This is a genomic window from Klebsiella sp. TF21-TM (assembly GCF_019753495.1).
GTDB classification, from domain to species: Bacteria; Pseudomonadota; Gammaproteobacteria; order Enterobacterales; family Enterobacteriaceae; genus Klebsiella; species Klebsiella quasipneumoniae.
Window position 1 is genome coordinate 160,800 of the sequence record NZ_JAIJYL010000004.1, and the last position, 13,258, is coordinate 174,057.

The following is a 13,258-nucleotide window of genomic DNA, read 5'->3' on the forward strand; positions in this document are numbered from 1 at the left end:
CATAAGGTTAGCGCATTACTACCGGGTAAACCTGGAACTGACGCACAACTGACGCTTTACGTTGCGCTAAACGCACTTATTGAGCTTTTAACCATTCAGCGAATGTGCTGACGGCGATCTCCGCAGGGCGGCCAAGGGCCGCTTCCGCCAGTCCGGCGCTAAGGGCCTTCACTTCCTCGGCTGCCTGGGCGCTCAGCAGGCCAAAGGTATTGGTGCCCAGCTCATGGGGAGTGCCCTCTTCATCATTGAGCGTCAGTACAAACCCTGCCCGGGTAAAATGGTTGCTGACCTCATTGATCTCCGTTAGCGCCTGTTCGTGGAAGTTCACGCTGACGACCCAGGCGGTAATATCATTGCTCATTTCTACACCCCGTTGTTATGCATGGCCTTTCCAGCATAGACCATCCTGCAAATATCGTGGTTCCCCTCCGCCAGCGCGGAGGGGCAGGGGAGATCAACGCCCGCAGAGATAATCGTAGATTTTTTGCGTATTGGCCTGCGAGCAGAGGCGGGTGCCCTGGTTGATGGTCGCGGCGCTACCGGCGGCAACGCCAAAGCGTACCATGTCTTCGAGGCTGGCGTTCTCCGCCAGACGTAAGGTCATGGCGCCCACCATGCTGTCGCCGGCGCCGACGGTGCTCTGGCTTTTCATTGGCGGCGGCACCACCTGAACACTGCCGCTGGCGTCAACCCCCAACGCCCCCTGCGGACCAAGGGAGACCACCACCCGGCGAACTTTACCGGACTGGATCAACGATTGAGCGGCAAGGCGAACGTCATCGGGCTGGCTCAGATCGCGCTGCACGAGGGCGCTGAGCTCTTTCTGGTTTGGCTTCACTAATTCAATATTGCCGACGTCCAGCGCGGCGGCCAGCGCGTCGCCGGAGCTGTCGATAATGCAGCGCAGGCCCTGCTGTTGCGCATGCTTAACCAGCTGCATCAGATTTTCGACGCTGATTCCTGGCGGTAGACTGCCGCTGATCACCAGCAGAGAGCCGGGGTCGATGGTCAGGACTTTCTCTTCCAGACGGCGGAATTCATCGTCTGTCAGCGCGGCGCCGGGCATCACAAAGCGATACTGTTCGCCGCTGGCGGCTACGTGAACGTGCAGGTTCTGTCTCGTCCAGTCGCGGGTTTCGACGGTCTCGACCGGCACCTGCTCATCGGCCAGCAGGGCGGCAAGGTGCTCGCCGGTGGCGCCGCCAATAGGGAAAATGGCGGTGGCTTTCCCGCCGAGAAAGGTCACGGCGCGGGCGACGTTGATCCCACCGCCGCCGGGTTCAAATACCGGCGCGCTGCAGCGGAGTTTCCCTTCCGGGTAGATCTGCGGGGTTTGGGTGGCGCTATCCAGCGAGGGGGCCAGCGTGAGCGTATAAATTTTGGTCATTCCTTCTCCTCCTTAATACGGCGACTGTACTTTATTTAAGCATGGCACGATGATCCAGGGAGGGAAAGTGCTGTCCCTGAGAGATTTGCAAAGAAGCCTGTATTTTCATTATGAAATAAAGATTGTTTCCGGAGCTGTCTTATTCAAAAAACGAAAGAGTAAGTGATTGCTATGTTATTCGTGCTTTTTTATAATTTGCTACCTTTCTTAGGACCTGCACTCCGCGATCCTCGCGAAAGTTTCCGGGACCCACAGGTCTCTTTTATGTTGTACGGACGCTAAATTCAATGAGCCGGCAAAGTGACGCCTGTTCATCATTTGTACTGTCCTAAAAAATGTATTTTAGAGAGTTATAATGAAGCTTTTAAAGACAGTACCCGCAGCGGTCATGCTGGCGGGGGGGCTTTTTGCGTCTGTTGGCGCAATGGCCGATGATTCTGTATTTACCGTCATGGATGACCCTTCCGCTGCCAAAAAACCGTTCGAAGGAGTGGTCAACGCAGGTTACCTGGCGCAGTCCGGCAACACCAAGAACTCCTCAATGACGGCCGATTCCACCCTGACCTGGTATGGCAATACCACCGCCTGGTCGCTGTGGGGCAACGCCAGCAACACCTCGTCCAACGATGAGCGCTCCTCAGAGAAATATGCTGTCGGTGGCCGTAGCCGCTATAACCTGACCGATATGAACTACGTCTTTGGGCAGGGCAGTTGGCTAACCGACCGCTACAACGGCTACCAGCAGCGCGATGTTCTGACGGCGGGCTATGGTCGTCAAATCCTCAACGGACCAGTGCATAGCCTGCGGTTTGAATTTGGTCCTGGCGTCCGCTATGACGAATACACCGACGGGGATACCGACACTCAGCCGCTGGGTTACGCCTCCGGAACCTGGGCCTGGCAGATGACCGACAACGCCAAATTTACTCAAGGGGTATCGGTGTTTGGCGCCGAGGACACCACGGTCAACTCAGAGAGCGCGTTAAACGTGGCGATTAACGCCCACTTTGCGCTGAAAGTGGCGTACAACGTCACCTGGAACTCGGAGCCGCCTGCGTCTGCGCCGGAGCATACCGATCGCCGGACCTCGCTCTCCCTCGGGTATAAGATGTAATATTTTCAGGCCGGGTTTCCCGGCCTGATCGTTTTAGATTTAACAATAAGTGACATTATTTTTTCTGGCAATTCGTTTTAGTTTTTATAAAAAGAAACGGGCCTCCATCTTTTCTCCATTATTCTCCGTTTGCTGACAAATATTCATTCTATTTGACACGAAAAGCTAAATATTCGACGGACAAATATGTGATCTGGATCTATACTAAGAGTCACTGACCGAATGGCGACATTGTTCGGTCCGTCTTCCGTAATAAGAGAATAAACATCATGAAAAACAGCCAATTTACCATCGCAGCCCTGGCGCTGTGCGTGCTTTCCTTTGGCGCATCAGCCGCCACGCCAGTTCCGCCGTCGGGTAACCAGGACCATACGCAGGTAGGTATCGCCAAAGCAACCGACGTTGAGGCCGGTTCGAATATTGCCCCCGGTTCCCGTAGTACCGGACAATCCATGAGCGATGCCTTTAATGTGCATACGCTGGTAGCAGGCGAGTGGTCTTAATATCGCAGGCTACTGCTTCACGGGCGGACTATTAAGCCGGGTAGAGTGGTACCGGTTTAACGACCCGCGCTAAACATCACGCAGGCAATATCAAGGCGTCTCTTTTAGTTTGTCCGCATAATATCATCCGGCTTCGCTGGTGATTATTTTCGCGTCTTCCTGGCGGATATTCTGCTTTTATCCGCGCGGCTCTTGTTTTCTCCACATTCCGCCATCATTTATGCTATTACGGCTTTAATCACGTACCAATGATGTGTAAACTACTCCCCGGTGTTATCAGCAGGCGGCAGCAGGCGGGAACGATCGCTCCGGTCGTGCTCCTCTTTTCGCAGAGTGAAGCGGGAACTGCGCCTTAACCTGATGATAATGATGATTATATAGTTTTGTATGTGCTCTTTCGTGCGGGGCACCACTGCAAATAAGGACATAAAATGCCTGTAATTACGCTTCCTGATGGCAGCCAACGCCATTTTGATCACGCTGTCAGCCCGATGGACGTCGCGCTGGATATCGGCCCGGGTCTGGCGAAAGCCACCATCGCCGGGCGGGTAAACGGTGAACTGGTAGACGCTTGCGACCCGATTGAAACTGATTCCACCCTCTCTATTATCACGGCTAAAGATGAAGAAGGGCTGGAGATCATTCGTCACTCCTGCGCGCACCTGTTAGGTCATGCCATCAAGCAGCTGTGGCCCAACACCAAAATGGCTATCGGTCCGGTTGTTGATAATGGCTTCTACTATGACGTAGACCTCGACCATACCCTGACTCAGGAAGATATCGACGCGCTCGAAAAACGTATGCATGAGCTCGCCGAGAAAAACTACGATGTCATCAAGAAGAAAGTGAGCTGGCACGAAGCGCGTGAAACCTTCGTGAAGCGCGGCGAAAGCTATAAAGTTTCTATTCTTGACGAAAACATTGCCCATGATGACAAGCCTGGCCTGTATCATCATGAAGAATATATCGATATGTGCCGCGGTCCGCACGTGCCGAACATGCGCTTCTGCCATCACTTCAAGCTGATGAAAACCGCCGGTGCCTACTGGCGCGGCGACAGCAACAATAAAATGTTGCAGCGTATCTACGGCACCGCGTGGGCAGATAAAAAAGCGCTGAATGCTTATCTGCAGCGTCTGGAAGAAGCCGCCAAGCGCGACCACCGTAAAATCGGTAAGCAGCTCGACCTGTATCATATGCAGGAAGAGGCGCCTGGGATGGTGTTCTGGCACAACGACGGCTGGACTATCTTCCGTGAACTGGAAACCTTTGTCCGTTCGAAACTGAAAGAGTATCAGTACCAGGAAGTCAAAGGTCCGTTCATGATGGACCGTGTGCTGTGGGAAAAAACCGGCCACTGGGACAACTACAAAGATGCGATGTTCACCACCTCTTCTGAGAACCGTGAATACTGCATTAAGCCGATGAACTGCCCGGGCCACGTGCAGATCTTCAACCAGGGGCTGAAATCCTACCGCGATCTGCCGCTGCGTATGGCGGAGTTTGGTAGCTGCCACCGTAACGAACCATCAGGCGCGCTGCACGGTCTGATGCGCGTTCGCGGCTTTACCCAGGATGATGCGCATATCTTCTGTACTGAAGATCAGGTTCGCGATGAAGTGAACGCCTGTATTCGTATGGTTTATGATATGTACAGCACCTTTGGCTTTGAGAAGATCGTCGTCAAACTGTCGACTCGCCCGGAAAAACGTATCGGCAGCGACGAGACCTGGGATCGCGCGGAAGCGGATCTGGCGGTGGCGCTGGAAGAAAATAATATCCCATTTGAATATCAACTGGGAGAAGGGGCGTTCTACGGCCCGAAAATTGAATTTACCCTGTATGACTGTCTCGATCGTGCATGGCAGTGCGGTACGGTACAGCTGGACTTCTCTCTGCCGCAGCGTTTAAGCGCCTCCTATGTGGGCGAAAACAACGAGCGTCAGGTGCCGGTCATGATCCACCGTGCGATTCTCGGTTCTCTGGAGCGCTTCATTGGCATCCTGACCGAAGAGTTCGCTGGCTTCTTCCCAACCTGGATTGCACCAGTGCAGGTGGTGGTCATGAATATCACCGATTCTCAGGCTGAATACGTTAACGAATTGACGCGTAAACTACAAAATGCGGGCATTCGTGTAAAAGCAGACTTGAGAAATGAGAAGATTGGCTTTAAAATCCGCGAGCACACTTTACGTCGTGTCCCGTATATGTTGGTCTGTGGCGACAAAGAAGTCGAAGCCGGCAAAGTGGCCGTGCGCACCCGTCGCGGGAAAGACCTCGGCAGCATGGACGTAAATGAAGTGATCGAGAAGCTGCAACAAGAGATTCGCAGCCGCAGTCTTCAACAACTGGAGGAATAAGGTATTAAAGGCGGAAAACGAGTTCAAACGGCACGTCCGAATCGTATCAATGGCGAGATTCGCGCCCAGGAAGTTCGCTTAACAGGTCTGGAAGGTGAGCAGCTGGGTATTGTGAGTCTGAGAGAAGCTATCGAAAAGGCTGAAGAGGCTGGAGTAGATTTAGTTGAAATCAGCCCTAACGCCGAGCCGCCAGTTTGTCGTATCATGGACTACGGCAAGTTCCTTTATGAAAAGAGTAAGTCTTCTAAGGAACAGAAGAAGAAGCAGAAAGTTATCCAGGTTAAGGAAATTAAATTCCGCCCTGGTACTGATGAAGGTGACTATCAGGTAAAACTCCGCAGCCTGATTCGCTTTCTCGAAGATGGCGATAAGGCCAAAATCACGCTGCGTTTCCGCGGTCGTGAGATGGCCCACCAGCAGATCGGTATGGAAGTGCTTAACCGCGTGAAAGACGATCTGGTTGAACTAGCAGTAGTCGAATCCTTCCCAACGAAGATCGAAGGCCGCCAGATGATCATGGTGCTCGCTCCTAAGAAGAAACAGTAAGGCCATCAAGAAACATTTCCGGTGGGCTTCGGCTCACTGGTTTTGTTCGCCTTTGTTTCGTTTATTAACAATGCGAAGTGGAAGTTATTAAAATGCCAAAAATTAAGACCGTACGCGGTGCTGCTAAGCGCTTCAAAAAAACCGGTAAAGGTGGTTTTAAGCACAAGCACGCTAACCTGCGTCACATTCTGACTAAAAAAGCTACCAAGCGTAAACGTCACCTGCGTCCGAAAGCCATGGTTTCCAAAGGCGATCTGGGCCTGGTTATCGCGTGCCTGCCGTACGCATAAGTCGTTAACGTTTAACTTTTTTAACTTAGAATAGATACAGGAGAGCACACATGGCTCGCGTAAAACGTGGTGTAATTGCACGTGCACGTCACAAGAAAATTTTGAAACAAGCTAAAGGCTACTACGGTGCGCGTTCTCGCGTATACCGCGTTGCCTTCCAGGCTGTTATCAAAGCTGGTCAGTACGCTTACCGTGACCGTCGTCAACGTAAACGTCAGTTCCGTCAACTGTGGATTGCACGTATCAACGCAGCAGCACGTCAGAACGGTATTTCTTACAGCAAATTCATCAATGGCCTGAAAAAAGCCTCTGTTGAAATCGACCGTAAGATCCTGGCTGACATCGCCGTATTCGACAAAGTAGCGTTCACCGCTCTGGTCGAAAAAGCGAAAGCAGCTCTGGCATAAGCCAGTTGAAAGAGGGAGCTTGTCTCCCTCTTTTCGTTTCAACACCATCAATACATTGACTTTTATCGGCGCAGGCTTTTCAATACAGGTCTGACGTTTCTTACCAGACAAGGTAATGCAAGCATGAATGCTGCTATTTTCCGCTTCTTTTTTTACTTTAGCACCTGAACTCAGGAGGCTAGCGCGTGAAAGAAGAAACGGAAAACAGCGCCAGAAAGCCTCCCCTGTGGAGGCTTTTTTCGTATATGGATTCGGAATATTAATTTCACTATAACCGGTGTCTGCACCGACATAATGAGGAAAACCATGTCACATCTCGCAGAGCTGGTTGCCAGTGCCAAGGCAGCCATTAACGAGGCATCAGATGTTGCTGCGCTGGACAACGTCCGCGTGGAATACCTGGGTAAGAAAGGGCATCTGACCCTGCAAATGACCACCCTGCGTGAGTTGCCGCCGGAAGAGCGTCCGGCAGCCGGTGCGGTCATCAACGAAGCGAAAGAGCAGGTACAGCAGGCGCTGAACGCGCGCAAAGCCGAACTGGAAGGCGCGGCGCTGAATGCTCGTCTGGCTGCAGAGACCATCGACGTCTCGCTGCCGGGTCGCCGCATTGAGAATGGCGGTCTGCATCCGGTCACCCGCACCATCGACCGTATTGAAAGTTTCTTCGGTGAGCTCGGCTTTACCGTGGCGACGGGCCCGGAAATCGAAGATGATTACCACAACTTCGATGCTCTGAATATCCCGGGCCACCATCCGGCGCGCGCTGACCACGACACTTTCTGGTTCGATGCCACTCGCCTGCTGCGCACCCAGACCTCCGGCGTGCAGATCCGCACCATGGAAAACCAGCAGCCGCCCATCCGTATTATCGCGCCGGGCCGCGTCTATCGTAACGACTACGATCAGACCCACACCCCGATGTTCCATCAGATGGAAGGTCTGATCGTTGATAAAAACATCAGCTTCACCAATCTGAAAGGAACCCTGCACGATTTCCTGAACAACTTCTTTGAAGAAGATCTGCAGGTACGCTTCCGTCCGTCCTACTTCCCGTTCACCGAGCCGTCCGCGGAAGTTGACGTGATGGGTAAAAACGGCAAATGGCTGGAAGTGCTGGGCTGCGGGATGGTGCACCCGAACGTGCTGCGCAACGTGGGTATCGATCCGGAAGTGTACTCCGGCTTCGCCTTCGGCATGGGCATGGAGCGTCTGACCATGCTGCGCTATGGCGTCACCGATCTGCGCGCGTTCTTCGAAAACGATCTGCGTTTCCTCAAACAGTTTAAATAAGGGCAGGACAGAACAATGAAATTCAGTGAACTGTGGTTACGCGAGTGGGTTAACCCGGCGATCGACAGCGAAGCGCTTTCCGATCAGATCACCATGGCGGGCCTCGAAGTGGACGGCGTTGAGCCGGTTGCCGGCAGCTTCAACGGCGTCGTTGTCGGTGAAGTAGTGGAGTGCGGTCAGCACCCGAACGCCGACAAACTGCGCGTCACCAAAGTCAACGTCGGCGGCGAGCGCCTGCTGGACATCGTCTGCGGCGCGCCAAACTGCCGTCAGGGGCTGAAAGTCGCCGTGGCGACCATCGGCGCCGTGCTGCCGGGCGATTTTAAAATCAAAGCCGCGAAACTGCGCGGCGAGCCGTCAGAGGGGATGCTGTGCTCCTTCTCCGAGCTGGGCATTTCCGATGATCATAGCGGAATTATCGAGCTGCCGGCGGATGCGCCGATCGGTACCGATATTCGCGAATATCTGAAGCTTGACGATAACACCATCGAAATCAGCGTCACCCCGAACCGCGCCGACTGCCTGGGCATCATCGGCGTCGCGCGCGATGTGGCCGTGCTGAACAAGGCGCCGCTGAACGCGCCGGAAATCACCCCGGTAGCCGCCACCATTGACGATGTGCTGCCGATTCAGGTTGACGCCCCGCAGGCGTGCCCGCGCTATCTGGGCCGCGTGGTAAAAGGCATCAACGTCAAAGCGCCGACGCCGCTGTGGATGAAAGAGAAACTGCGCCGCTGCGGGATCCGCTCCATCGACGCGGTGGTTGACGTGACCAACTATGTGCTGCTTGAGCTGGGCCAGCCGATGCACGCCTTTGACCGCGACCGTATCGAAGGCGGGATCGTGGTGCGCATGGCGAAAGAGGGTGAAACCCTGGTCCTGCTCGATGGCTCCGAAGCGAAGCTCGACAGCGATACCCTGGTCATTGCTGACCACAACAAAGCGCTGGCAATGGGCGGGATCTTCGGCGGGGAACACTCCGGCGTTAACGACGAATCCCAGAACGTACTGCTGGAGTGTGCCTTCTTCAGCCCGCTGTCCATTACCGGCCGCGCGCGCCGTCACGGCCTGCACACCGATGCCTCTCATCGCTATGAGCGCGGCGTCGATCCGGCACTGCAGTATAAAGCGCTGGAGCGCGCCACGCGTCTGCTGATCGACCTCTGCGGCGGCGAAGCCGGCCCGGTGATCGACGTGACTAACGAAGCGACCCTGCCAAAACGCGCCACCATCACTCTGCGTCGTAGCAAACTGGATCGCCTGATTGGCCACCATATCGACGACGCGCAGGTCACTGATATTCTTCAGCGCCTCGGCTGCGAAGTGACGGTGGGCGAGGGCGAATGGCAGGCGGTGGCCCCTAGCTGGCGTTTCGACATGGAGATCGAAGAGGATCTGGTCGAGGAAGTGGCTCGCGTTTATGGCTACAACAACATTCCTGATGAGCCGGTGCAGGCGGATCTGATCATGGGTACCCATCGTGAAGCCGACCTGTCGCTGAAGCGCGTGAAAACGCTGCTGAATGACAAAGGCTATCAGGAAGTGATCACCTACAGCTTCGTCGACCCGAAAGTCCAGCAGCTGATCCACGCCGGTGAAGAGGCGCTGATCCTGCCAAGCCCGATCTCCAGCGAAATGTCGGCGATGCGCCTGTCGCTGTGGACTGGCCTGCTGGGGACCGTGGTCTACAACCAGAACCGTCAGCAGAGCCGGGTTCGCATCTTTGAGAGCGGTCTGCGCTTTGTGCCGGACACCAATGCGCCGCTGGGCATTCGTCAGGATGTGATGCTGGCCGGGGCGATCTGCGGCAACCGCTACGAAGAGCACTGGACACTGGCGAAAGAGACGGTCGATTTCTATGATCTGAAAGGCGATCTGGAAGCCGTTCTGGATTTAACCGGAAAATTAGCGGATATCGAATTCCGTGCTGAAGCGACCACCGCGCTGCATCCGGGGCAATCCGCAGCGATTTATCTTAAAGGTGAACGCATTGGTTTCATTGGGGTTGTTCATCCTGAGCTGGAACGTAAACTGGATCTGAACGGTCGCACTCTGGTGTTTGAACTGGAGTGGAACAAGCTCGCAGACCGCGTGGTGCCTCAGGCGCGCGACATTTCCCGCTTCCCAGCGAACCGTCGCGACATCGCGGTGCTGGTCGCGGAAAACGTGGCTGCCGCCGATGTTTTAGCCGAATGTAAGAAAGTTGGCGTAAATCAGGTAGTTGGCGTAAACTTATTTGACGTGTACCGTGGTAAAGGTGTGGCGGAAGGGTATAAGAGCCTTGCGATTAGCCTGATCCTGCAGGATACCAGCCGTACACTCGAAGAAGAGGAGATTGCCGCTACCGTTGCCAGATGTGTAGAGGCATTAAAAGAGCGATTCCAGGCATCATTGAGGGATTGAACCTATGGCGCTTACAAAAGCTGAAATGTCAGAATATCTGTTTGATAAGCTTGGGCTTAGCAAGCGGGATGCCAAAGAACTGGTCGAGTTGTTTTTCGAAGAGATCCGTCGTGCTCTGGAAAACGGAGAACAGGTCAAACTCTCCGGGTTCGGCAACTTCGATTTGCGGGATAAAAACCAACGCCCGGGACGTAACCCGAAGACGGGGGAGGATATTCCCATTACAGCCCGGCGCGTGGTGACCTTCAGACCCGGTCAGAAGCTGAAAAGCCGTGTCGAAAACGCGTCGCCTAAAGACAAATAATCTGAACTAATTAAAAAGGCCGCATTGCGGCCTTTTTCTTTTCTGTCGAATCTTACGCTTTAACGGCGGTGAGCATGATCTCCACCAGGATGTCTGGTCGCGCCATCTCCGCCTGCACGGCCGCGCGCGCCGGGCTATGGCCTTCCGGCATCCACTCCACCCACGCCTCATTGAACGCGGCAAAGTCACGCTTGATATTTTTCAGCCAGATCTGCGCGGAGAGAATGTGCCGCTTATCGCTCCCGGCCGCCGCCAGCAGGGTGTCGATTTTCTCCAGCACTTCGCGGGTCTGCAAGGCGATGTCCTCCTTGTTGCTTTTCGGCGTCTGTCCGGAGAGGAACAGCAGATTGCCATACGCAACGCTGGCGGAAAGACGAGGTTGAGGATGATTGCGAATGATTGTCATGCGGTTTGTTTCCATGTGAGACCTTCTAAAGAAATGTCTGGCATCTGATTGTCGATTAACGCGCCCAGCACCACCGCGCTGCCGGCGGCGAGGGTAAAACCGAGGCTGCCCTGGCCGAGATTCATCCACAGGTTGGGGTAGCCGGCGCGTCCCAGTAGCGGTGGCCCGGCTGGCGTTGAAGGACGCATGCCGGTCCAGGCTTCGGCCTGGTCCAACCCCTCGAGTTCGGGAAAGCTGCGGGAGACGATTTTTTTCAGCGCCTGAATGCGGCTCTCGCGCAGTGTGTCGCCGTCGTAGCCGATGTCCACCATCGCCGCGATGCGCAGCTGCTGGCCCAGGCGGGCATAAACGATTTTGTGCCCGTAATCGGTGACGCTGATGTCCGGCGCAATGCCCGCCTGCTGCGGATAGGGAAGGGTCAGGCTGTACCCCTTCAGGGCGCAGAGCGGCACGCGAACGCCCATGTGCCCCAGCAGCGGACCGCTGCCGTTGCCGGCGGCGACGACGTACTCATCGCCGGTGATGGTCCCGCGACTGGTCTCCAGGGCGCTGACGCGTCCGCCGCGCCTGGCGAGCCGCTGCACCTCACAGTGGGTCAGCAGGCTGAAGCGGCTGCTGGCGGTGAGCTTGTCGATCAGCGCAAGGCAAAACTGATGGCAATCCGCCGTTTCATCCCCCGGCGAATAAATTCCGCCCTGCAGCGAAGGGCTGATATGTTTTAGCGCCGGTTCCAGCTGCAGGCAGGCTTCAGCATTCAGCGCCTGCTGATACTGAGGATCGATCCCTTTTGCCGCTTTAGTAAAATCATATTCCCGGCGATGGATAATTAATTTTCCGCTGCGCCGCCAGTGAAAATCGGCAAGATTATCCTCTTCCCGCCACGACTGCATGACCTGCCGGCTGAGCAGCGACAGACGCAATATATGAGCGCCGTTTATTTTATTGGTCTGGCTATTACAGGCGCGCAGGAACTGCAGCAGCCAGCGCCACTGCTGTAAAGAGATATTGAGACGCATATTGAGCGGCGAATCGGCTTTGCCCATCCATTTTATCCCCTGCAGGGGAACGCCGCTGTCGGCAAGGGGGGCGACGTAGCGGTAACTTAATTGTCCGCCGTTGGCAAAACTGGTGGCGCTGGCCGGTTCGCCGTTGCGCTCCAGTAATTGCACCTGATGGCCGCGCTTGATCAGTTCCCAGGCCGTGGCCAGACCGACCACGCCGCCGCCGATAATGACAATGCGTTTGTTCATAACCCGATATATCCACCGCTGTTCAATTTATCGGGTTATGTCAAAGCATTTACCCTGGCGGCGCAATTGACTTTTTATGGTCAGGGTATAACCGCAGGTTAATCTCCTTGAGCTGCTGGCGCAGGCGCTGGCAGAGAAAATCGACGAATTTTTGCGCCATCGGGCTCAGGGAAACGTCGGCCCGGCGCAGCAGGCAGAGGTTAATGGCCATCGGCGGCGTAATGGGATGGATCATCTCGGGAGCCAGGTTGTGCTGGGCGGAAAAGATATCGGTAATGCTGCAGCCCATGCCGCGCTTCACGAACTCGGTGGCCATGTAGTAGGTCTGGACATTCAGCCGGGTAGTGGAAAAGTCGCGACGGGTGGCGATGGCGGCGGAGAGCGAGTGCGGCCCCGGCGAGATCCAGCGCTGCTGGTCGATCTGGCTGATATCCACCGCTCCCTGACGATAATGACGGTCGATATAGACCAGCGGCACTTCGGCAATCAGGGTGGTAAGGATCTCTCCCTGCTGCACCGGCTGCAGCGTCAGCGCTAAGTCTATCTCGCGTAAATCCAGTTTTCTGACCAGCGTCTCGGTGTGCTCGGTGGTGAGCGTCATCACCAGGTTGCTGTTTTGCTGATAAAAATCGGTCACCAGCTCCGGCACCAGGCTTAACCCCAGGCTCGGCAGACAGCCTAAAGTGATTTTGGCGCGCGGATCGCGGGCCAGGTTATCGGCCAGCAGGCGCAGGTTATCAAGGTCCTGATAAATAGTCTGCGCTTTTTCGAAAAGTGTGATCGCCTCGCTGGTCGGCAGCAGCTTGCCGCGCACCCGCTGAAACAGGGTAAAGCCCAGCTTCAGTTCGGCGCTTTTTAACGCTTTGCTGGCCGCTGGCTGGGAGATATTGAGCGATTCCGCCGCCCGTGACAGAGAGCCGCAGGTCATGACGGCATAGAAGATTTCCAGATGACGCAGTTTCATGAACAGTTAACTCAGGGTTATAGCCTACCGATAA

Annotated in this window: 15 protein-coding genes and 1 other annotated feature; of the genes, 10 read left to right on the forward strand and 5 right to left on the reverse strand. The window is 55.1% G+C overall.

From position 1 onward, the window contains the following. Positions 1-76: 76 nt before the first annotated feature. Together ghoS and pfkB are read right to left on the reverse strand one after the other, a co-directional pair. The gene (gene ghoS / locus K5R89_RS05660; protein WP_023290116.1) at positions 77-361 is read right to left on the reverse strand and encodes a type V toxin-antitoxin system endoribonuclease antitoxin GhoS; all 285 of its coding nucleotides are present in this window, start codon (positions 359-361) and stop codon (positions 77-79) included. 93 nt (positions 362-454) lie between these two features. After that, on the reverse strand, positions 455-1,387 hold the full coding sequence (gene pfkB, locus K5R89_RS05665; RefSeq protein WP_023290115.1) for a 6-phosphofructokinase II: 933 nt from the start codon (positions 1,385-1,387) through the stop codon (positions 455-457). Positions 1,388-1,742: 355 nt separating this feature from the next. Here pfkB and K5R89_RS05670 point away from each other — a divergent pair, with 355 nt between their 5' ends. The 10 genes from K5R89_RS05670 (at position 1,743) to ihfA (ending at position 10,604) form a co-directional block, all read left to right on the forward strand. Further along, positions 1,743-2,501, forward strand: coding sequence for a YdiY family protein (locus K5R89_RS05670; protein WP_004203142.1), 759 nt, complete (start codon positions 1,743-1,745; stop codon positions 2,499-2,501). 269 nt (positions 2,502-2,770) lie between these two features. Further along, entirely contained in the window at positions 2,771-3,004 is a 234-nt protein-coding gene (locus K5R89_RS05675; RefSeq protein ID WP_023290114.1) for a hypothetical protein, read from the forward strand. 431 nt (positions 3,005-3,435) lie between these two features. Further along, on the forward strand, positions 3,436-5,364 hold the full coding sequence (gene thrS, locus K5R89_RS05680) for a threonine--tRNA ligase (protein ID WP_017900777.1): 1,929 nt from the start codon (positions 3,436-3,438) through the stop codon (positions 5,362-5,364). A 3-nt stretch (positions 5,365-5,367) separates the two neighbouring features. Continuing rightward, positions 5,368-5,910 carry a translation initiation factor IF-3 gene (gene infC, locus K5R89_RS05685; protein WP_004189469.1) on the forward strand — a complete coding sequence of 181 codons (543 nt, stop codon included), beginning with the start codon at positions 5,368-5,370 and terminating at the stop codon, positions 5,908-5,910. A gap of 92 nt (positions 5,911-6,002) precedes the next feature. After that, positions 6,003-6,200 carry a 50S ribosomal protein L35 gene (gene rpmI / locus K5R89_RS05690; protein WP_001124225.1) on the forward strand — a complete coding sequence of 66 codons (198 nt, stop codon included), beginning with the start codon at positions 6,003-6,005 and terminating at the stop codon, positions 6,198-6,200. 50 nt (positions 6,201-6,250) lie between these two features. After that, positions 6,251-6,607, forward strand: coding sequence for a 50S ribosomal protein L20 (gene rplT, locus K5R89_RS05695; protein WP_000124850.1), 357 nt, complete (start codon positions 6,251-6,253; stop codon positions 6,605-6,607). Positions 6,608-6,725: 118 nt separating this feature from the next. Further along, positions 6,726-6,850 (forward strand) — a sequence feature (Phe leader region). Beyond that, positions 6,731-6,775: a pheST operon leader peptide PheM gene (gene pheM, locus K5R89_RS05700; protein ID WP_001386830.1), complete on the forward strand. Its 45-nt coding sequence runs from the start codon at positions 6,731-6,733 to the stop codon at positions 6,773-6,775. Its footprint overlaps the feature before it by 45 nt. 63 nt (positions 6,851-6,913) lie before the next feature. Further along, complete coding sequence (gene pheS / locus K5R89_RS05705; RefSeq protein ID WP_002909105.1) at positions 6,914-7,897, forward strand: phenylalanine--tRNA ligase subunit alpha; 984 nt, start codon at positions 6,914-6,916, stop codon at positions 7,895-7,897. A gap of 15 nt (positions 7,898-7,912) precedes the next feature. Then, positions 7,913-10,300 (forward strand): phenylalanine--tRNA ligase subunit beta, encoded by a 2,388-nt coding sequence (gene pheT / locus K5R89_RS05710; protein WP_217259221.1) that lies wholly within the window; start codon positions 7,913-7,915, stop codon positions 10,298-10,300. A gap of 4 nt (positions 10,301-10,304) precedes the next feature. Beyond that, the gene (gene ihfA / locus K5R89_RS05715) at positions 10,305-10,604 is read left to right on the forward strand and encodes an integration host factor subunit alpha (RefSeq protein WP_002909098.1); all 300 of its coding nucleotides are present in this window, start codon (positions 10,305-10,307) and stop codon (positions 10,602-10,604) included. A 52-nt stretch (positions 10,605-10,656) separates the two neighbouring features. Here ihfA and K5R89_RS05720 read toward each other — a convergent pair whose 3' ends face one another. From K5R89_RS05720 to K5R89_RS05730, 3 genes are read right to left on the reverse strand one after another with little or no spacing between them, the layout of a single operon-like run. After that, entirely contained in the window at positions 10,657-11,010 is a 354-nt protein-coding gene (locus K5R89_RS05720; protein ID WP_217259222.1) for a RidA family protein, read from the reverse strand. After that, a complete protein-coding gene (locus tag K5R89_RS05725; RefSeq protein WP_322965994.1) occupies positions 11,007-12,272 on the reverse strand; it encodes a D-amino acid dehydrogenase in 1,266 nt (421 codons plus the stop codon). The genes K5R89_RS05720 and K5R89_RS05725 overlap by 4 nt, the downstream gene beginning before the upstream one ends. Positions 12,273-12,309: 37 nt before the next feature. Further along, a complete protein-coding gene (locus tag K5R89_RS05730) occupies positions 12,310-13,224 on the reverse strand; it encodes a LysR family transcriptional regulator (RefSeq protein ID WP_023290110.1) in 915 nt (304 codons plus the stop codon). Between the last annotated feature and the right edge of the window lie 34 nt (positions 13,225-13,258).

Bases quoted from the DNA above. Each gene is read 5' to 3' on its own strand.
- K5R89_RS05730 (WP_023290110.1), bottom strand. From the start codon at position 13,224: ATGAAACTGCGTCATCTGGAAATCTTCTATGCCGTCATGACCTGCGGC.
- pheT (WP_217259221.1), top strand. From the start codon at position 7,913: ATGAAATTCAGTGAACTGTGGTTACGCGAGTGGGTTAACCCGGCGATC.
- rpmI (WP_001124225.1), top strand. From the start codon at position 6,003: ATGCCAAAAATTAAGACCGTACGCGGTGCTGCTAAGCGCTTCAAAAAA.
- ghoS (WP_023290116.1), bottom strand. From the start codon at position 361: ATGAGCAATGATATTACCGCCTGGGTCGTCAGCGTGAACTTCCACGAA.
- pheS (WP_002909105.1), top strand. From the start codon at position 6,914: ATGTCACATCTCGCAGAGCTGGTTGCCAGTGCCAAGGCAGCCATTAAC.
- K5R89_RS05675 (WP_023290114.1), top strand. From the start codon at position 2,771: ATGAAAAACAGCCAATTTACCATCGCAGCCCTGGCGCTGTGCGTGCTT.
- pfkB (WP_023290115.1), bottom strand. From the start codon at position 1,387: ATGACCAAAATTTATACGCTCACGCTGGCCCCCTCGCTGGATAGCGCC.
- K5R89_RS05720 (WP_217259222.1), bottom strand. From the start codon at position 11,010: ATGACAATCATTCGCAATCATCCTCAACCTCGTCTTTCCGCCAGCGTT.
- rplT (WP_000124850.1), top strand. From the start codon at position 6,251: ATGGCTCGCGTAAAACGTGGTGTAATTGCACGTGCACGTCACAAGAAA.
- K5R89_RS05670 (WP_004203142.1), top strand. From the start codon at position 1,743: ATGAAGCTTTTAAAGACAGTACCCGCAGCGGTCATGCTGGCGGGGGGG.
- ihfA (WP_002909098.1), top strand. From the start codon at position 10,305: ATGGCGCTTACAAAAGCTGAAATGTCAGAATATCTGTTTGATAAGCTT.
- thrS (WP_017900777.1), top strand. From the start codon at position 3,436: ATGCCTGTAATTACGCTTCCTGATGGCAGCCAACGCCATTTTGATCAC.